This is a genomic window from Streptomyces sp. NPDC005533 (assembly GCF_042871845.1).
Taxonomy (GTDB): Bacteria; Actinomycetota; Actinomycetes; order Streptomycetales; family Streptomycetaceae; genus Streptomyces.
Window position 1 is genome coordinate 1 of record NZ_JBIAJH010000033.1, and the last position, 19,171, is coordinate 19,171.

The 19,171-nt window shown below is 73.7% G+C and carries 16 protein-coding genes; 9 read left to right on the forward strand and 7 right to left on the reverse strand.

The annotated features are described in order from the left end of the window. The first annotated feature begins 342 nt into the window (after positions 1 to 342). Positions 343 to 1,326, forward strand: a complete 984-nt coding sequence (locus ACFYP3_RS27435; protein ID WP_388837798.1) for an NAD-dependent epimerase/dehydratase family protein — start codon at positions 343 to 345, stop codon at positions 1,324 to 1,326. Here the strand turns inward: ACFYP3_RS27435 and ACFYP3_RS27440 are convergent. Genes ACFYP3_RS27440 through ACFYP3_RS27450 form a run of 3 tightly spaced genes read right to left on the reverse strand, consistent with a single transcriptional unit; the run spans position 1,312 to position 4,296 of the window. Continuing rightward, the gene (locus ACFYP3_RS27440; protein WP_388837801.1) at positions 1,312 to 2,754 is read right to left on the reverse strand and encodes a lipase maturation factor family protein; all 1,443 of its coding nucleotides are present in this window, start codon (positions 2,752 to 2,754) and stop codon (positions 1,312 to 1,314) included. The two genes, ACFYP3_RS27435 and ACFYP3_RS27440, sit on opposite strands and share 15 nt — an antisense overlap. A 20-nt stretch (positions 2,755 to 2,774) precedes the next feature. Then, the gene (locus ACFYP3_RS27445) at positions 2,775 to 3,308 is read right to left on the reverse strand and encodes a DUF1990 family protein (RefSeq protein ID WP_388837804.1); all 534 of its coding nucleotides are present in this window, start codon (positions 3,306 to 3,308) and stop codon (positions 2,775 to 2,777) included. A gap of 28 nt (positions 3,309 to 3,336) precedes the next feature. Next, the gene (locus tag ACFYP3_RS27450; RefSeq protein ID WP_388837807.1) at positions 3,337 to 4,296 is read right to left on the reverse strand and encodes a YndJ family protein; all 960 of its coding nucleotides are present in this window, start codon (positions 4,294 to 4,296) and stop codon (positions 3,337 to 3,339) included. Positions 4,297 to 4,528: 232 nt separating this feature from the next. On the opposite strand from ACFYP3_RS27450, the gene ACFYP3_RS27455 reads away from it, so the two are divergent. From ACFYP3_RS27455 to ACFYP3_RS27475, 5 genes are all read left to right on the forward strand, one after another. Beyond that, positions 4,529 to 5,749: a DUF6777 domain-containing protein gene (locus ACFYP3_RS27455; protein ID WP_388837810.1), complete on the forward strand. Its 1,221-nt coding sequence runs from the start codon at positions 4,529 to 4,531 to the stop codon at positions 5,747 to 5,749. Positions 5,750 to 5,756: 7 nt separating this feature from the next. Next, the gene (locus ACFYP3_RS27460) at positions 5,757 to 7,820 is read left to right on the forward strand and encodes a SpoIIE family protein phosphatase (protein WP_388837813.1); all 2,064 of its coding nucleotides are present in this window, start codon (positions 5,757 to 5,759) and stop codon (positions 7,818 to 7,820) included. 153 nt (positions 7,821 to 7,973) lie between these two features. After that, the gene (locus tag ACFYP3_RS27465; RefSeq protein WP_388837816.1) at positions 7,974 to 9,227 is read left to right on the forward strand and encodes a hypothetical protein; all 1,254 of its coding nucleotides are present in this window, start codon (positions 7,974 to 7,976) and stop codon (positions 9,225 to 9,227) included. A gap of 20 nt (positions 9,228 to 9,247) precedes the next feature. Further along, positions 9,248 to 10,108: an Fpg/Nei family DNA glycosylase gene (locus ACFYP3_RS27470; RefSeq protein ID WP_388837818.1), complete on the forward strand. Its 861-nt coding sequence runs from the start codon at positions 9,248 to 9,250 to the stop codon at positions 10,106 to 10,108. Between the two features lie 26 nt (positions 10,109 to 10,134). Continuing rightward, positions 10,135 to 10,524, forward strand: a complete 390-nt coding sequence (locus tag ACFYP3_RS27475; protein ID WP_388837821.1) for a hypothetical protein — start codon at positions 10,135 to 10,137, stop codon at positions 10,522 to 10,524. 5 nt (positions 10,525 to 10,529) lie between these two features. On the opposite strand, the gene ACFYP3_RS27480 is transcribed toward ACFYP3_RS27475, so the two are convergent. Both ACFYP3_RS27480 and ACFYP3_RS27485 read right to left on the reverse strand, forming a co-directional pair. After that, a complete protein-coding gene (locus ACFYP3_RS27480) occupies positions 10,530 to 10,994 on the reverse strand; it encodes a hypothetical protein (RefSeq protein ID WP_388837986.1) in 465 nt (154 codons plus the stop codon). Between the two features lie 242 nt (positions 10,995 to 11,236). After that, positions 11,237 to 11,776, reverse strand: coding sequence for a sigma-70 family RNA polymerase sigma factor (locus tag ACFYP3_RS27485; protein ID WP_351300259.1), 540 nt, complete (start codon positions 11,774 to 11,776; stop codon positions 11,237 to 11,239). Positions 11,777 to 12,115: 339 nt separating this feature from the next. Between ACFYP3_RS27485 and ACFYP3_RS27490 the strand changes: the two genes are divergently transcribed. Next, on the forward strand, positions 12,116 to 13,300 hold the full coding sequence (locus tag ACFYP3_RS27490) for a CapA family protein (protein ID WP_388837824.1): 1,185 nt from the start codon (positions 12,116 to 12,118) through the stop codon (positions 13,298 to 13,300). Positions 13,301 to 13,345: 45 nt separating this feature from the next. Here the strand turns inward: ACFYP3_RS27490 and ACFYP3_RS27495 are convergent, their stop codons facing one another. Continuing rightward, entirely contained in the window at positions 13,346 to 13,807 is a 462-nt protein-coding gene (locus ACFYP3_RS27495; RefSeq protein WP_388837827.1) for a universal stress protein, read from the reverse strand. 72 nt (positions 13,808 to 13,879) lie between these two features. Here ACFYP3_RS27495 and lysX point away from each other — a divergent pair, with 72 nt between their 5' ends. Then, entirely contained in the window at positions 13,880 to 17,185 is a 3,306-nt protein-coding gene (gene lysX, locus ACFYP3_RS27500; RefSeq protein WP_388837830.1) for a bifunctional lysylphosphatidylglycerol synthetase/lysine--tRNA ligase LysX, read from the forward strand. A gap of 91 nt (positions 17,186 to 17,276) precedes the next feature. Continuing rightward, a complete protein-coding gene (locus ACFYP3_RS27505; protein WP_388837833.1) occupies positions 17,277 to 18,179 on the forward strand; it encodes a polysaccharide deacetylase family protein in 903 nt (300 codons plus the stop codon). Positions 18,180 to 18,236: 57 nt separating this feature from the next. Here the strand turns inward: ACFYP3_RS27505 and ACFYP3_RS27510 are convergent, their stop codons facing one another. Continuing rightward, positions 18,237 to 18,899 carry a class F sortase gene (locus ACFYP3_RS27510; RefSeq protein WP_388837836.1) on the reverse strand — a complete coding sequence of 221 codons (663 nt, stop codon included), beginning with the start codon at positions 18,897 to 18,899 and terminating at the stop codon, positions 18,237 to 18,239. Positions 18,900 to 19,171: the final 272 nt, after the last annotated feature.

A 19,171-nucleotide genomic window follows, 5' to 3' on the forward strand; every position in this document is an offset into this window, starting at 1 on the left:
CCAACCCAGGCCCTTCGTCTGGACAAAGACAGCCGACGAGATCCTCGACAGAGTCGCCGCCTACTGCCACCGAATCTCTGACTCAGGTCACTAGGTCGTCTCTTTCGGATCTTGCCGGGCGGCGCGGGCGAGGCAAGATCCGGAAGAGACGGCCTAGCCGCCAGAGCGGTGCCACGCGCCCCCTCGTGCCCACGCGCCGGGGGCGCTGCCCTGTCCGCCGGGGCACGTCCGGGCCCGGCCCGGTTCCCCGACAAGGTTCCCCGAACGGCTACGCCCTGAGCGTCATCGCGGAGGGCGATCACCGCTTCCCCCGCCCCGCCCGCCGGGGGCAGGCTGGTCGGCATGAAGCTGCTGATGCTGGGTGGTACGGAATTCGTCGGACGCGCGGTCACCGAGGACGCCCTCGACCGGGGCTGGCAGGTGACCGTCTTCCACCGCGGACACCACGCGCCCCCGCCGGGCGCCGCGGCCCTGCACGGGGACCGCACCGCCCCGGACGGCCTGGCCGCACTCGCCGCGGGGGAGTGGGACCTCGTCGTCGACACCTGGAGCGGCGCCCCCACCGCGGTGCGCGACAGCGCGCGCCTGCTGCGGGAGCGGGCCGGCGGGTACGCGTACGTCTCCAGCCGCTCCGTGTACGCCTACCCCGCCTCCGCCGGGCAGGGCGAGGACGGCCCGCTCGTCGAGGGCTCGCCGGACGCCGGCCCGACCGCCTACGCCGAGGACAAGCGCGGCGGTGAACTCGCCTCCCTGGCCGCCTTCGCCGACCACGCCCTGCTGGTGCGCGCCGGACTCGTCCTCGGCCCGTACGAGAACATCGGCCGGCTGCCGTGGTGGCTGAACCGCACCGCCCGCGGCGGTCCGGTGCTCGCCCCCGGCCCCCGCGAACTCCCCGTCCGGTACGTCGACGTGCGCGACCTCGCGCGCTGGACCCTGGACGCCGCCGCCGCGGGCCGCGGCGGCGCGTACGACCTGGTCTCCCCGCCCGGGCACGCCACCATGGGCGCTCTCCTCGACGCCTGCGCCGCCGTCACCGGGGGCCGTGCCGAGCTGCGCTGGACCGCCCCGGACCGGCTCCTGGAGGCCGGCGTCGAGCCGTGGACCGAGCTGCCCGTCTGGATTCCGGAGGGGCCTTCGCGCGAGCACGTGTTCGGCGCGGACGTCGGGAAGGCGTTGGCGGCCGGACTGGAGTGCCGGCCGGTCGAGGAGACCGTCGCCGACACGTGGGCCTGGCTGCGGACGCTCGGCGGAGTCGCCCCGCAGCGGCCCGACCGGCCGGTCCTCGGCATCTCCCCCGAGCGGGAGGCCGCGCTACTCGGGCTCTGAGAGCCGGCCGCCGGCGAGACGGGTCGGAGGGAGGTACTCGCGCACGAGCGTGCGGTGCCACCAGGCCCCCGTCTCGCGCAGCTCCCGCCAGGTGGTGAACCGGTAGCGGTAGAGCAGGGCCCGGACGTAGACGGGCGGCGCGTCCGGGAACGGGTTGTGGCGCAGCAGCCGCAGCGTGTCCCGGTCGCCCGCCAGCAGCCGCTCCACGAACGGCCCGAACCAGTCCCGCGCGTAGCCCGGGGAGATCGCCGCGAACCACATCAGCCAGTCCAGCCGCAGGTGGTACGGGGCGAACTGGCGCGGAAGCCTGCGCAGTTCGGTCGGCTTGCCGCGGAAGCCGTACTCCCGCCAGGCGGCGCCGTCCTCGTGCGGCACCCGGTCCGCGGTGCCCTCCACCACCACCTCCATGCGGACCCGGCCGACCGAGCCGAAGGCCCCGTAGGTGTTGACCAGGTGCAGGGCGTCGAAGGAGCGGTTCATCACCTGCCGGCGCGAGATCATGTTGAGCACCGGGCGACGGCTGAGGAACAGCACGAGGACGGTCACCGCGCAGACCAGGACCACGAACCACACGGGAGCGCCCTGCGAGGCGGCGGCGGGAGGCGCGCCCGCGAGCCCGGTGAAGTCCACGGCCGAGAGGGCCAGGGTGATCGTCAGCCAGTTCAGCCAGGCGAAGTTCCCGGACAGCACCAGCCACAGCTGCGTCGCGACGATGATCCCGGCGGCGTACGAGGCCACCGGCTGCGGGGTGAACAGCAGGACCGGGACGACCAGTTGGGTCACGTGGTTGGCGGCGCACTCCACCCGGTGCAGCGGCTTCGGCAGGTGGTGGAAGAACCAGCTCAGCGGCCCGGCCATCGGCTGCGTCTCGTGGTGGTAGTAGAGGCAGGTCAGCTCGCGCCAGCAGGAGTCCCCGCGCATCTTGATCAGCCCGGCCCCGAACTCCACGCGGAAGACCACCCAGCGCAGCAGCCACAGCACCAGCACCGGCGGCCCGGCCCGGGCGTTGCCGAGGAACACGGCGAGGAAGCCCACCTCCAGCAGCAGCGTCTCCCAGCCGAAGGAGTACCAGGTCTGTCCCACGTTCACGACGGAGAGGTAGAGCAGCCACAGCAGGGCCCACATCGCCATGGCGGCGCCCAACGGCACCTCGTCCCCGGCCCCGGCGGCCAGCGCCGCGGCGAGCGCCGCGCCGGTCCAGGCGCAGCCGGCGAAGAAGCGGTCCGAATAGTGCAGTTGGAACAGGCTCGGGGCGCGCCGGAAGGGCACGTACCGCACGTACTGCGGCACGGGCAGCATGCCGTGCGCCCCGATCAGGGCCCGGAACTGCAGGGCGGCCCCGACGAAGGCGACGAGGTAGATCCCGGCCAGGGCCCGCTGGAAGACCAGCCGGGCGAGCCAGTATCCGGGCGCCGTGAACCAGTCCATCGCCTCCAGTATCGGACCGGTCAGGCGGCCGTGGCCAGCCTGCGCAGGCGGTGGCCCAGCCAGCGGGCGTAGCGCAGCTGGAGGAAGGGGACCACCGGGCCGGCGAGGCGGGTGTACCAGCTGTTCGGGCGGCTGAAGGCGGTCACGGTGAACCACACCGTGCCGTCGGGGTCCATCTCCACGAGGAAGGACTCCTCCCCGCACTCGGGGTGGCCGGGCCGGGTCCCGTAGGCGAAGCCGATGCGGTGGGGCTCGTACGCCGTCCAGATCACCTGGCACGGGGCGTCGACGCGCAACGGCCCGAAGCCGATGCCGACGACCACGCGGCTGCCGGGCCGGACCGCTCCGGCATCGGCCCGTACCCGCATCCCGGAGGCCCGGTGCGCCTGGAAGGTGGTCACGGCGGTGCCGGCCGCCTCGAAGACGGCCCGGCCGTGTCCGAGGCGGGTGCGGTGGTCGAGGTGGTGGTACCCGGCGGGCAGGGGCCGGCGGGCCGTCGCGCCCTTGTCGGGGTAGTTGACGGTGTCCCGGCCGGCGCTGATGAGGCGGGTCATGGCGAGGTCTCCAGTCGGTGGGGGATGGTCACAGGTGGGCGGCCGACGGACGGCGGTCGGCCGTGAGCCGCTGGTCGCCGTCGGCGGGCGAGGCGGGAGAGGGGTGGTCGGTGGTGAGCCGGCGCCAGGCCAGCACCGAGCAGAGGGCGAATCCGAGGGCGTTCCCGAGGCCGTGGGTCGCGGCCATCCAGGTCAGTGTGGGGTGCACGATCCCGGTGGCCTCGCCGGCCGCCCACCACAGGGCGAGCAACATGGTGGCCACCAGCACGGCCGCCGAGGTGGCGAGCAGCGCCCGCGTGCACCGGTCCTGGGCCGCGGGCCGGATGTCCCGCCAGGTCAGCAGGGCCACGGCCCACATCCCGCCGGTCAGCACCACCGCGCCCACCAGCTCGGCCCAGTCGTCGACGAAGTAGCCGAGGAGCACGAGCAGGGTGCCGGCCGGGACGCTGTACGCCGCCCAGCGCGAGAGCCCCGTCGCGGGCCGGTCCCGGACGGCCCGGCACACGAGGCCCGCGACCAGCGCCGCCGCGAACCCGGCGAAGTGGAAGTGCGGCACGGTGAGCGCCAGGATGTCGAGGTCGAAGCCGAAGAGCCGGTACCCGGCGCGCTCGGCGACCAGCGCGGTCCCGGCGATCGAGGGTGAGACCAGCGCGGTGGCGACGGCGATCCCGGACGGGTCCGCTGTACGGGCCCTCCCACGGCCCGGTTCCCGGCCCGGTTCCCGGCCCGTGGGACGGTCCGTGGGACGGCCCCGCAGCAGCCGGGCCGGGGCCCGGGCCGCGAGGGCCAGGCAGGCCGTCGCGTAGAGCGCGGCGAGCGCCGTGGCGGGCAGCCCGCGCGGCAGCCAGAGGCAGAGCGCCCCGGGAGCGGCGAGCAGCGGCCAGCGGCGGGCGGTCCGGCGGAGCCCGGCCGGGTCGATCAGGAGCAGGCCCGCCGGGACGACGTAGAGCATGCCCAGGGTGACGATCACGTTCACCAGTACCGCCACCCTGGACTCCCCCCAACGCTGCGGCCGAACGCCTTGAACGCGTTCAACTCACGGTGATGACCTTACGGGCTTCCTTGAACATGTTCAACACGTCCTCCGGTTGCGGCACCCGCGCACATGCGGCAGACAGGAGGGAGCAACCGGGGCGAAAAGGGAGATCCACGTGCACGCACCGTCAGTTCCGACACCTCGTCAGACGTCGGGCCGTCACCTACCGGCCGGCGCCGCCCTCTTGGCCCTCCTCGGGCTGTTCGCCGCGGGCTGCGGCGGAGCCGAGGAGCCCAAGAGCGCCCCCGGACCCGAGAGCCAGGAGGTCTATCTCCAGCCCGTGGCCTCCGCCGGCCCCGACCCCTTCACCGCCTCCTCCGCCACCGGCGAGTCCGCCCCCCTCCAGCCCCCACTGCCCAACCCGACCGGACAGGGCATCCGCACGATCAACGCGGCCACCCCCGGCCTGTACGGCGGCACCCAGCGGCTCGGCAGCTGCGATGTGGAACAGCAGGTCGGCTTCCTGAGCACCGACAATGCGAAGGCCCGCGCCTTCGCCCAGGCCGCCGACATCGAACAGGCGAGCATCCCGGAGTTCCTGCGCGGCCTGACCCCCGTCGTGCTGCGCGCCGACACCCGGGTCACCAACCACGCCTTCCGCGACGGCCGGGCCGACGGCTTCCAGTCCGTCCTGCAGGCCGGCACCGCCGTCCTCGTCGACGAACACGGCATGCCCCGGGTGCGCTGCGGCTGCGGGAACCCGCTGGGCTCCCCGCTCGCCGCCAAGGGGTCCCCGGTGCACAAGGGCGACCCGTGGAGCGGCTACCAGCCCAACCAGGTCGTCGTCGTCGAACCCGCCGCCCAGGTGATCAACAACCTGGTGATCGTCAACATCGCCGACAACACCTGGATCGAACGCAAGCGGGGCGACGACGGGGCCCAGGACCGGCCCCCGCGCGCGCTGCCCCAGTACGACCCCGCCGACGGCATCCCGACGGGGCCCCTCGCCCCGTCCGGGCCCGCCTCGGACCAGCCGTGCCGCAGCGACCAGGCCGGCGGCGCGCCGGACTGCCAACCGACCGGATCGGCCCCGCAGGACCAGCAGAACCCCCCGGGCGAGAACCGGCCGCAGAGTCCCGGCGTCCCGCAGAACCCGGGCTCGCCGTCGGACGCCGTCCCCCGCCCGCAGCAGCCGCGCCCGGATGCTCCCTCGGACGTCCCCTCCGACGTGCCGGGCGGTGACATGCCCTCGGACATCCCGTTCGACCTGACGCAGCCGAACCCCAGCGACCCGGGTCTCGTGCCCGAGCCCGACGGATCGGTGCCGCCCCCGCTGGACCCGTACACCGAACCGTCCGGGGACCCCTACGCCGACCCGCGCACGGAGCCGTACTTCGACCCGAACCAGCAGCCGCAGCCCTCGGACGGGACCTCGGACGGGAGCCACTCGCTGGAGAGCGCCTGACCGGCCGGTGTGTCATGGTGGATCGGTGCCGACCGCCGTATCGCTGCCGGACGACTGGCCCGCGCACCCGGACCGGTCGCTCTCGCTGAACCGCATGGGCAGTTTCGACTGGGACCTCGTGACCGGTCTCATGCACATGGACGAAGCGGCCCTGGACGTCTTCGACACGACCCCCGACGAGTACGACGGCCGACCCGAGTCCCTCTCCCCGCGCGTCCCCGCCACCGAGTCCACACGCCTCGACGCCCTCGTCTCCTCCGCGCTCAAGAGCAAGGAGGACAGCTACGGCGCCTACTTCCGCATCCGCTGCCGCGACGGGCGGCTGCGCTGGACGCACACCCAGGGCCGCGTCATGCGGGGCCCGGACGGGCGGCCCTACCGGATCATCGGCATCGTCCGCGACGCGACCGACGAGCTCAGTCACTCGGCGGAGCGCCAGGGCCTGGACGAGGAACGGCGCCGCCAGACGTCCGTCGTCGAGTCCACGACCGCCGCCCTCGCACACGCCCGGACCGTACGGGACGTCATCGACGTGATCGGCGACGCCCACGGCCTGGAGCGGCTCGGCTCCATGGGCATGGTGATGGGCCTCGTCGAGGCCGGGCGCATCCACCTCGTGGCCGAAGGCCCCCAGGACAGTTTCGTCCCCGGCACCCGCTACACCCGCGTCGACGAGCAGTACCCGATGAGCGAGGTCGTCCGCTCGCTCCAGCCGCGCTTCCTCCACTCGGCGGAGGAGTTCGCCGAGGGCTATCCCGAGCTCTGGGCGAAGATCTCGTACATGCGGATCTCGGCGGCCGCCTACCTGCCCCTCATCGCCCAGGCCCGCCCCATCGGCGCGATCGGACTGCTCTACCAGGACAAGGACGGCTTCACCCAGGAGGAACGCAACCTGCTCGTCGCGCTCGGCAGCAGCATCGCCCAGAGCCTCCAGCGGGCCATGCTGCTGGAGCAGGAGCACGACCTCGCCGAAGGCCTGCAGCAGGCCATGCTGCCGAGGCGGATCCCCTCGGTGCCCGGCGGGGAGATCGCCGTACGGTACCGCTCCGCCCGGATGGGCCGGGACATCGGCGGCGACTGGTACGACGTCATCCCGCTGCCGGGCGGCCGGGTCGGCGCCGTCATCGGGGACGTGCAGGGCCACGACACGCACGCGGCCGCGGTCATGGGCCAGCTGCGGATCGTGCTGCGCGCCTACGCGGCCGAGGGGCACTCGCCGGGCACGGTCATGGCGCGGGCCTCCGTCTTCCTGCACGAGCTGGACACGGACCGCTTCGCCACCTGCACCTACGCGGAGGTCGACCTCTCCACCGGCGTCCTCCAGCTGGTACGGGCCGGCCACATCGACCCCCTGCTGCGCACCCGCGACGGGGACTGCCGCCGGCTCCCGGTGGAAGGGGGGATGCCGCTCGGCCTGTCGGCCGAGTTCGGGCGGCTGGAGTACCCGGTGACCACGGTGGAGCTGGACCCGGGAGAAACGCTCCTGCTCTGCACCGACGGCCTGGTGGAACAGCCCGGCGCCGACCTCGACGACGGCATCCGGCTGCTGGCCTCCCAGGTCCGCAGCGGCCCGGCGGACCTGCAGTTCCTGGCGGACCGGCTCTGCGAGGTCGCCGACGACCGGGGCGGGAACGACGACATGGCGCTGCTCCTGCTGCGCCGCGAGGTGGCGGCCGCCCCGCAGGCCGGCAGCCGCCTGCAGCAGCACGTGGCACCCGGCGACCCCGAGGCCCTGGTGGCGGCCCGCCACATGATCGGGGCGGCGGTGCGGGCGTGGGGCGCGCGGGAGCGGTCCGACGAGATCGAGCTGGTCGCGGACGAGCTGATCGTGAACGCCCTGATGCACACCGACGGCCCGGCGATCGTCACCCTGCGGGTCCTGGCGGGACACGAGCGCAGGCTGCGGGTGGAGGTCGAGGACCGCTCCAGCGCGCTGCCGCGGCGGCGCGAGGCGGGGGAGGCGGGGGTCTCGGGACGGGGCCTGATGCTGGTGGACCGGCTGGCGGACGTCTGGGGAGTGGAACCGCGCGGCGGCGGCAAATGCGTGTGGTGCGAGTTCGTCATGGGCTAGGCGTGGTGGCCGGACAGCTTGTCCGGACAGGTTGGTGACGCGGCAGGCGGGCTGGGGCGGGGCGCGGCCGGGCGCGGCGCGGCGGGCGGTGGGGCCGGGCGGGCGGGAAAAGTGCGTTGCGGGGCGGCGCCCGGTCCGTGAGGATCGACGGCGATGACTATCGCCATGGATGACGTCCGCCGGCTGCTCAAGGCGGGCGATCTGCCCGGAGCCGTACGTTCGCTGCGCCCCCGCGCGGAGACCCTCCCCGTCGCCGAACTCGCCCAGGCCACCGCGGCCTTGGCCGAGACCGCCGGCTTCGAGGACCTCGCCGCGGCCGCCCGGGCCGCCGCCGAGCGGGCCGACGAACCACAGGCCCTCTACGACTTCGGCTACGCCTGCGTGGAGCGGGGCGTCGCCTTCCTCGCCGTCGCGCCGCTGCGCGAGGCGCTCCGGCTGCTCCCCGACTCGCGGCCGCTCCTCGCCGAGCTGGTCTCCGCGCTGGAGGACGAGCACCGGCACGCGGAGGCCGCCGCGCTGCTCTCCGGCCGCGGCGACCGGCTGCCCGCCTGGCCCGAGACGTACCTGCTGGTCCACCACACGCTGCTCGCCGGGGACCTGGACGCCGCCCAGGGGCTGCTGCTCGGCCTCCCCGCCCCCGAGGACCCGCAGTGGTCGGCAGCGCGCGAGCGCCAGGCGCGCCAGGTGCTGCGCAGCGGCCAGTCCCGCAGGGCCCAGGAGACGGCGGGACACCCCGACCCGCTCGGCCCGGCCGACCTGCGCGGCTGGCACTACGGCCTCACCGGCGGCATCCTCGGCACCCTCTCCCCGTACGGCTGGGACGCCGGGATGACGGGCCGGTACGCCTACCTCGGCGACAGCCCCGAGCAGTGCCGCCGCGGCCTGGCCCGGCTCGCCCTCGCCCTGGAGGCCGCCGGACGCGCCCCCGCGACCGTCTCCCCGCTGCCCGGCCGCTCGGACCGGATCCTCGGGCTCGCCGCGGCCCGGGTGCTCGGGCTGCCCGTCGTCCCGTATGAACCGGACCGCGCGGACACCCTCGTCGTCGCCTACGACCTGAACGCGGCCGACCAGGATCTCGTCCGCACCCTGCGCGAGCGCGCCGACGGCCAGATCCTCCACGAGCACGCCACCTGCTGGACCGATCCGCCCGCGGTCAGCGCCGACTCCAGCGCGCTGCTCTGCCAGTACGTCGCCCCGCCGTGGCAGGACGACGACCGGCCCGAGGATGAGATCGCCCGTGAGATCGCGACGGCCGACCCGGCCCCGGACGGCGGCGACGGCGCGACCCCGGCCGACCCGGACGAGGCCTTCCGGGCGTTCGTGACGGCGGTCCGCACCGGCTGGCTCTCGGCGCCCCGCGACCGGGTCGCGTCACCGGGCCCCGTGCCCGGCTCGCGTTTCGCCTGAGACGGCGGCAGGCTGGACCCATGCCGGAACTGCCCGAGGTCGAGGCCCTGCGGGAGTACCTCGACGAGCACCTCACCGGGCGGGTGGTCGAGCGCGTCCTCCCGCTCGCCGTCAGCGTGCTCAAGACGTACGATCCGCCGCTGTCCGCCCTCGAAGGCCAGACGGCCGGCGCCACCGCCCGGTACGGCAAGTTCCTGGCCCTGCCGATCGGCGGGCTCCACCTCGTCACCCACCTGGCCCGGGCCGGCTGGCTGCGCTGGCAGGACACCCTGCCCGCGCAGCCGCCGCGCCCCGGCAAGGGGCCGCTCGCGCTGCGGGTCGCCCTGGAGGACGGCGGCGGCTTCGACCTCACCGAGGCCGGGACCCAGAAACGCCTCGCCGTGTACGTGGTCCGCGACCCCCAGGAGGTCCCCGGCATCGCCCGGCTCGGCCCCGACCCGCTCGCCGAGGACTTCGACCGGGACGCCTTCGCCGCCCTGCTCGCCGGGGAACGGCGCCAGATCAAGGGCGTGCTGCGCGACCAGAGCGTCATCGCGGGCATCGGCAACGCCTACAGCGACGAGATCCTGCACGCGGCGAAGGTCTCCCCCTTCAAACTGGCCGCCTCGTTCGACGAGGACCAGGTGACCCACCTCTACGAGGCCGTGCGCACCACCCTGGGCGAGGCCGTCGCCCGGGCGCACGGCGTGGCCGCCGGTGCGCTCAAGGCCGAGAAGAAGTCCGGGCTGCGCGTGCACGGCCGGGACGGTGAGCCGTGCCCGGTCTGCGGGGACACCGTGCGCTCGGTGTCCTTCGCGGACTCCTCGCTCCAGTACTGCCCCACCTGCCAGACGGGCGGCAAGCCGCTGGCCGACCGGCGGCTGTCGCGGCTCCTCAAGTAGCCGGGCGCTGCGTAGACTCCCACGCCATGGCCGAGGAGCAGCAGCAGTCGCCGCCCCGGCGCGAGATCGTCACCGGGGTGCCCCGGGGCGCCCGTCGCCGGCCGCCCGCGCACGCCCCGGCCCGTTCGGAGATCTCCGAGCACACCACCCTCGGGGCCACCTACGTACGGGCACTGATGCGCAGTCAGCTGCGCGCCGGACTGGGGGCGCTGGCCGCGCTCGTGGTGCTGGTCGGGACGCTGCCGCTGCTGTTCGCGCTGTCGGCGGCCGCGTCGGGGCCGCTGGTGTGGGTGGCGCTCGGGCTGCTGGTGTATCCGGTGATGTGGCTGATCGCCCGGTGGTACGTCACCCGGGCGGAGCGCAACGAGGCCGATTTCACCGGCCTGGTGACCGATCCGGCCGAACGGTCCTCGTAGGGGCGTCAGAACAGGTGCATCGCCAGGTGGCCCAGCGGCAGTCCGAGCTGCCAGGCGGGGGTCCACACCCGCGCGTTCTCGTCCAGTCCGGGCGGGGTGTCGGCGTGGCCGTGCCGCCCGGGGTCGAGGTTGGTGGCGAAGAGCTCGGTGCGGTCCAGCCAGCGCCACGCCGCCCGGGCCAGCTCCAGGTCGGGGTCCTCGTCGCGGCCGCGCTCCCTGGCCTCCTCGCCCAGCGCGAGGAACCGCGTGTGCACCCAGTCGCGCCAGGGGTGGCCGTACGCCGTCAGTGACATCCACTCGTCGAGCTGCGAGACCACCCGGATCCCGGAGAGTTCGCCGGCGGCGTCCGAGAGGTAGATCGTCAGGGCGAGCGTGTCGCGCCCGGCCCGGAACTCCAGGGTGCTGACCGGGATCAGCCGGCCGGTACGCAGCAGTTCGTCCGCGATGTACTCGGCGTACAGCCAGGCCATGGGCACCGCGAGCCCGCCGTCACTGGTGCCGTTCGTCCCCTCGGGCTGCACCGTTCCACCTTCTCCCACACGTCGAGCATCCCGTCGTCGTCAGCCCGAGCCTTCACCGCGCGGCTCGCCGGGCGGGGGATGTTTACGCAACTTGGGCGCTCTGATGCCCGATTCTGTGCGTTTTTTGTCCGGTCCGCGCCCCTTCACGACGATCCCGGATCCATCGCCCTGGTGCCCCGCGTGCCGGAAGCTCAGGCTCCGAGGCCGTAGCCGTACCCCTGGAGGCCCTTGCGGAGGGCGCGAAGGGCGTAGTGGGTACGGGACTTGACGGTACCGGCCGGGATGCCGAGCTCGGCGGCGGCCTCTGCCACCGACCGGTCCCGGAAGTAGACCTGCATCAGCACCTCGCGGTGCTCCTGCCCCAGGGATCCCACGGCCCGTCGGACGTCGATCGCCGTGACCGAGCCGGCCACCGCGTCCTCGGGAGCCGGCGCCTGCTCCAGCCCCTCCGCGTCCACCTCCAGCGGCCGTGACAGCCGGGCCCGGCGGGCGTCGATGGCGAGCCGCCGGGCCACCGTGAACAACCACGGCCGCATCGAGTCGTGCCCGCTCGCCAGGGCCTCCGGGTGCTGCCAGACCCGTACGAGGGTCTCCTGTACGAGGTCCTCCGCGCGCTGGGCGTCGCCGGCGGTGAGACCGAGCAGGAATCCGAACAGGGCCCGCCCGTGGTCGCGCTGGAGTTCGGCCAGTGCCTCGGGGTCCGTGTGCGGGAGGGCGGGGGAGAGCGGCACGAGGGGCTCCTTCCGAGGTGCGTGGCGGTCCGACCGGGGTCGGTACGGGGTCCGTGCGGGGTCCGTGGCGGAGGCGTTTCGTTCACCCTGACCTGCGCAGAGCCCGCCGGGAACCGTCCCGCCGGGGCGATGCGCCCAAGCACCCGGGTGGTCCGCCGGGCGGCCCCGCCGAGCGGTGAACGGTCGAACGGCGCGGCGAACGGCAGGAGCGTCGCAGGTGTCCGCCGTTGGGGTGGGTCCGGTGTCCGCGCGCGGATCCGTTCCTTGACTTGGAGCGTCTGTTTCTATGGATTACAGGTGATCGGATATCAGATAGTGGTACTAACGAGAGCTGGGCAGATGACCAAGCGCACCCGGCCCCGGGCGGTCGCCCTCCTGTCGGCGCTCCTCCTGTCCGCGGCCGCCGGATGCTCGGGCACCGGCGACCCCGCACCCGCCCGCCTCGGCGAGAGTGCCGGACGCGTCCCCTCCAGCGCCGCCGGTGCCCCGGCCGGCAAGGGCTTCACCCTCGTCGCGAGCGGAGACGTACTGCCGCACACCTCCGTCATCCAGCGCGCGTCGAACGACGCCGACGGTGACGGGTACGACTTCAGGCCGATGTTCTCCGGCGTCAAGCCCGTGGTCTCCGCGGCCGACCTGGCCCTCTGCCACATGGAGACCATCTACGGCGAGGAGGGCGGCCCGTTCTCCGGCTACCCGGCCTTCAAGTCCCCGCCGGAGGTCGCCGACGGGCTGAAGGACGCCGGGTACGACGGCTGCTCCACGGCCTCGAACCACACCCTCGACGACGGGGCCGCGGGGCTGCGCCGCACCCTGGACCGCTTCGACAAGGTCGGGCTGAAGCACGCCGGCTCGGCCCGTACGGCGGCCGAGGCGGCCACGGTGACCACGTACACGGCGGGCTCGGCGAAGGTCGCGCACCTCGCGTACACCTACGACACCAACGGCTACCCGCTGCCCGAGGGCCAGCCCTGGGCGGTCAACCTGATGAAGCAGGACAAGATCATCGCGGACGCGCGGGCCGCCCGGAAGGCGGGCGCGGACGTGGTGCTGGTGAGCGTGCACTGGGGCACGGAATGGCAGACCGAGCCGGACGAGACCCAACTCTCGCTCGGCAAGGCGCTGACCGCCTCACAGACCGGCGGCCGGCCGGACATCGACCTGATCCTGGGCACGCACGCGCACATCCCGCAGCCCTACGAGAGGGTCAACGGGACCTGGATCATCTACGGCATGGGCGACCAGGTCGCGGGCGAGATGTTCAACTACTCGGGCGCCCGGGACATGCGGGGCAACTACGGCTCGATCGGCCGCTTCACCTTCGCCCCGCCGGCCGCCGAGGGGCAGCGCTGGCAGGTCACCAAGGCCGAGTTCGTACCGCAGATGATGGACCTGTCCGCCGGCCGGGTCGTCGACCTCGCACGGCCCTCCGACCGCGACGACCACGAGAGCGCCCGGGACGAGATCATCGAGGCCGTCCTCAGCCGCGGCGCCGCCAAGGACGGCCTCACCCTCGCCCAGTAGGCCCCGGGCCGGACGGGACGCCCGTCCGCACGGGCCCCCTCGGTGCTACGGGACGACGGTCACCGGCCAGCGGCCCGCCCTGACCAGTCGGATCGCCACCGAGCCCACGATGCGGTGGCCCGCCTGCTCGGACGCGCCGACCACCACCGCGTCCGCCATCAGCTCCTCCGCCGCGCTCACCAGCCCGGCGTACGGGTCGCCGCGGAAGGTGTGGAACTGCCAGCGCACCTCGTAGATGCCCCTGAGCCGCTCCGCGGACTCGCGGATCTCGGCCACCAGGCCCTCCGCGATCTCCCCGGTGGTGTCGGCCACCGGCGCCCCCAGGGCGGCCCCGGCCGAGATCACCGGCTGGACGTACACCAGCGCCAGCAGCGCGTTCTGCCGCCGGGCCAGCCCCGCCGCGTAGGCCGCCGCCCGCAGCGAGGAGTCGGACCCGTCGACCCCGGCGAGGATCACCTTCGGTCCGTCGGTACCGCGTTCGAATCCCGTGTTCACGTGCTCCGTCACCCTGCCGAGGTTAGGCGATGCCCCGTTCCCCTCGGCGCGCGCACCCGCCCGGCCCTCCCTACAGTGCGAACCATGAGTGCCACCGTGGAGGAGACGCGCGGGACCCGGAACCGCTTCCTGAACCGGGTGCCCGACGGGTTCGGCGCGTTCTTCGGAGCGCTCGGCCTGCTGTGCGCGCTGCTCTCGCTCTCCCCGACGCTGCGCCGGCTCCTGCGCCACGTCGTGCGCTTCCTCGACCTGATCGTCGTCCCGGTCAGCGCGAACCTCGCCTACGCCGTGTTCCTCTTCCTCCTCGCCGCGGCGCTCGGCACCCGCAAGAAGGTCGCCTGGTGGATCGTCATCACCTATCTGGCCCTGCTGATGCTCGACGACGTACTGGACATGGCCGTCGGCGACTACTGGATCGGCGTCCCCTCCATGGCCATCGCCGTCGCCGCGACGGCCGTGCTGATCGCCGCCCGCGACGAGTTCTACGCCGCCTCCCGCCCCGGGGCCCTGTGGCACGCCCTGCTCGTGCTGGGCCTCGGGCTCCTCGCCGCCGTCCTCGTCGGCTGGGGGCTCGTCGCCCTCTTCCCCGGCACGCTCCCCAAGGGCCAGTGGCTGGACTGGGCCGCCAAGGAGGTTTTCGGCGGTCTCTTCTCGGCCCGCCAGTTCGACGGCAGCCCGCCCCGCCCGCTGTACTTCCTGCTCGGCCTCTTCGGCGCCCTCGCCCTGCTGAACGCCGCCGCCACCCTCTTCCGCTCCCAACGGCTGACCGCCGCCCTGCACGGGGACGAGGAGGCACGCATCCGCGCCCTCCTCGGCGCCTACGGGCGGGGCGACTCCCTCGGCTACTTCGCCACCCGGCGGGACAAGGCCGTGGTCTTCGCCCCCAACGGCAAGGCCGCCGTCACCTACCGCGTCGAGGCCGGAGTCTGCCTCGCCAGCGGCGACCCGGTCGGCGACCCCGCCGCCTGGACCCCGGCCGTCGACGCCTGGCTGGCCGTGGCCCGCCGCCACGGCTGGCAGCCCGCCGTCATGGGCGCCTCCGAGGACGGCGCCACCGCCTACGCCCGCTCCGGACTCAGCGCCCTCCAGCTCGGCGACGAGGCCATCCTGCACGTCGCCCACTTCGACCTCGACGGCCGGGACATGCGCGTGACGCGCCAGGCCGTCAACCGGGTCAAGCGGACCGGCGCCACCACCCTCATCCGCCGTCACTCGGCCCTCTCCGAGGACGAGATGCAGACCATCGTCGACCGCGCCGACCGCTGGCGGGACACCGAGACCGAACGCGGCTTCTCCATGGCCCTGGACCGGCTCGGCGACCGCGCCGACGGGGACTGCCTGCTGGTCGAGGCCTTCGACGCGCAGGGCGAGCTGATCGCCCTGCTCTCCTTCGTCCCCTGGGGCAGGGACGGCATCTCCCTCGACCTCATGCGCCGCGACCGCGCCGCCCCGAACGGGGTCATGGAGTTCATGGTCTCCCAGCTGTGCGCAGCGGCCCCCGGCCTGGGCGTGCGGCGGATCTCCCTGAACTTCGCCGTCTTCCGCTCCGCCTTCGAGGAGGGCGGCCGGATCGGCGCCGGACCCGTCCTCAAGCTGTGGCGCAGGCTGCTCCTGTTCTTCTCCCGCTGGTGGCAGCTGGAGGCGCTCTACCGCTCGAACGTCAAGTACGGCCCCGAGTGGTACCCGCGGTTCCTCTGCTACCAGGACGCCGGCTCGCTCGCCCGGGTCAGCCTCGCCTCCGGCATCGCCGAGGGCTTCGTCTCCGTACCCAGCCTGCGCACCCTGTGGGGCAACGGCCACCCCAGAGGACTCACCAACCCCGCCACCACCGAGGGGCTGCCCTCCATCGACTCCCTGGGCCTGGACGCCGTGGGGGAGGAGGGCGAGGGCCTCGCCCCCGCCGAGCGGCTGCCCGAGCAAGTCCGTGTCCGCCACGCCAAACTGGAACGCCTCCGGGCGGCCGGCACCGACCCCTACCCGGTGGGAATCCGACCCCGCACCCACACCGTCGCCCAGCTGAGGGCCGCCCTCCCCGACCTCGCGCCCGGCGCCCGGTCGGGCGAGCCGGCCACCCTCGCCGGGCGCGTGATGCTCGTACGCGACCTCGGCGGTGTGGTCTTCGCCGTCCTGCGCGACTGGTCGGGCGACCTGCAGCTGATGCTCACCCGCGACGAGTCGGGGAGCGAGGTGCTGGACTCCTTCACCTCCCAGGTCGACTTCGGCGACCACGTCCTGGTCAGCGGCGAGGCCGCGGCCAGCAAGGCCGGCGAGCCCTCCCTCCTGGTCCGGTCCTGGCAGCTCACGGGCAAGTGCCTGCGCCCCCTGCCCGACAAGCGCAAGGGACTCGCCGACCCCGAGGCCCGGGTCCGGCGCCGCTACCTCGACCTCGTCGCGAGCCCCGAGGCACGCGACGTCGTACGGGCCCGCTCCAGCGCCGTCCAGGCCCTGCGCCAGGGGCTGCTGGAGCGCGGCTACCTGGAGGTCGAGACCCCGATGCTCCAGCAGATCCACGGCGGTGCCAACGCCCGCCCCTTCCGCACCCACATCAACGCCTACGACCTCGACCTGTACCTGCGCATCGCCCCCGAGCTGTACCTCAAGCGGCTCTGTGTCGGCGGCATGGAGAAGGTCTTCGAGATGGGCCGCACCTTCCGCAACGAAGGCGTCTCCTACAAGCACAACCCCGAGTTCACGATGCTGGAGGCCTACCAGGCCTTCGCCGACTACGACGTGATGCTCGACCTCACGCGCGAACTGATCCAGGGCGCCGCCACCGCCGCCTTCGGCTCGCCTATCGCCCACAAGGCCGGACCGGACGGGAAGCTCGTCGTCCACGACATCTCCGGGACCTGGCCGGTCAAGACCATGTACGGGGCCATCAGCGAGGCCCTGGGCGAGGAGGTCGACGCCGACACCGGGGAACCCGTACTGCGCAGACTGTGCGACCGGGCCGGAGTGCCGCACGCCCCCGAGGACACCCGCGGCGACGTCGTCCTGGAGATGTACGAACGACTGGTCGAGGAGAAGACCGGACTGCCCACCTTCTACAAGGACTTCCCCACCGACGTCTCCCCGCTCACCCGCCAGCACCGCAAGGACCCGCGGCTCGCCGAGCGCTGGGACCTGGTCGCCTTCGGAACCGAACTGGGCACCGCGTACTCGGAACTGACCGACCCCGTCGAGCAGCGGCGCCGGCTCACCGCCCAGTCCCTGCTCGCGGCGGGAGGCGACCCGGAGGCCATGGAGCTCGACAACGACTTCCTGGACGCGCTGGAGTACGCGATGCCGCCGACCGGAGGCCTGGGCATCGGCGTGGACCGCCTGGTCATGTTCCTCACGGGCCTGACGATCCGCGAGACGCTCCCGTTCCCCCTGGTGCGGCGCGGCTGACCGGCCGCCCGGCTGGTCCGGGCGGGTGACGGGGACGGGGCGCGTCCGCGCCTCTCGACATCTGCGGTGACGTCGTTGATACGTAGTAAGAATGAAAAATGACGAGCCGACAGTAGGGCGGCGCGCGCTCCTGCGCACCGCCGTCTTCCTCGGAGTCGCGGCCGCCGCCGGACTGGTCTCCTCGGGCGGCGAGGGCGCAACGCCCGGTGTCCCCGGGGCGGGTGGTGCGGGCGGTGCGGCGGGCGCCGCCGGGCCCGGACCGAACCCGGCGGCCGGAGCACCCGGGGCCGCCTTCCCCCAGGGACTGCCCGAAAAGGCCTACCGGCTGCGCCCCATGACCGCCGACGCCCCCGTACGGCCCGCCGCCCTGAAGCCGGCCGTCCGGACCCGGCCCATCCTGGAGCTCCCGGCCGACGCGAGGACCGCGAGCGCCATGGTGCTCACCTTCGACGACGGCCCCGACCCCCGCTACACGCCGGGCATCCTCGACACCCTCGCCCGGTACGGCGTACGCGCCATGTTCTTCGTCTGCGGGGAGATGGCCGCGGAGAACCCGAACCTGCTGCGCCGGATGGTCGCCGAAGGGCACGTCATCGGCAACCACACCTGGACCCACCCGCTCATCCCCAAGCTCAGCCGGCCCGCCCTCACCTCCGAGATCGGCCGCACGAGCGAGGTCGTGCAGCAGACCGTCGGCGAGGCACCGGTGTGGTTCCGGGCGCCGTACGGGGCGTGGAACCGGGCCGCCTTCGAGATCGGGGCCGAGCTGGGCATGGAGCCGCTCGCCTGGACCGTGGACACCCTGGACTGGAAGGAGCCCGGGACGGGCACGATCATCTCCCGGGTCCTCGGCGGCGCGGGCCCCGGCGTGATCGTCCTGTCGCACGACGCGGGCGGCAACCGCTCGCAGAGCGTCCAGGCGGTCTCCTCCTACCTGCCCCAACTGCTGGCGCGCGGCTACCGGATGACCCTTCCGACGCTGCCGCCCCGCTGAGCGGCCCGCTCCCCGGCGCGCTTACGCCCGGCGGGCCGCCGGCATGCGGGCGGATGCTCAGCGCGCCTCCACCATGCGGGCGAAGACGACCACGTTGCCGTCGTAGCCGCGGGCCTTCGAGTACCCACCGCCGCACGTGATCACCCGGAGCTCCGGGTGCCCGGTGTCCCCGTACACCCGGGCTCCCGGGAAGGCCTCCTTGGAGAACACCTCGACGCCGTAGACCTCGAACACGGCCGTGCGCCCGTCGTACCGCTGCACCTCGATGCGGTTGCCGGGCTTGACCGAGCCCAGGCCGTAGAAGACCGCCGGTCCCTGCGCGTTGTCCACGTGCCCCACGATCACCGCCGAACCGCGCTGGCCCGGCGAGATGCCGTTGAGGTACCAGCCCGCGAGATTGCGGTCCTGCGGCGGCGGGGCGTCGATCCAGCCCTCCGCGTCCAGCCCGACCGTCATCACCGGCGCGTCCACGTTGATCGTGGGGATCCGGATGCGCTGCACCGACGAGTGCTCCAGCACATCCATGCCCGCGGGCGCCACCGGAGGGTTCGCCGGCAGCTGGTCGGCCGTCACCGCCACCGCCGAGGCCGCGGTGGGCTGGGGCGGTCCGCCGTCGATGTCCACGCCGTTCCGCACCATGGCGAGGCCGGTGAGCATGACCAGGGCGAGCACGCCCCACGGTGAGCGTTTGCGTGACTGCCCGGTCTCGTCCTCGCCCATCGTTCTCCCTTCCCGACGCGGGGGTCCCGACCCGCGTTCCTGTCCCACCCCTGTACGCCCTACTTCACGCACGCTAAGGGCGACCGGGCGGGACGGCGAGGGGGGAGGTGCGAACGGGTGGCCGCGGCCCGGAGGGGGCCGGAAGGGGTGCGTCCATCCAGGTAATCGTCACATAAATGCCTGACGGGTCGTGACCTGCGGATCCGTCAGCCGCACCGTCCGCGCTTCGGCGTGTCGCTCAACCGGGCGGCCCAAAGCCGGAAATGCGGAGC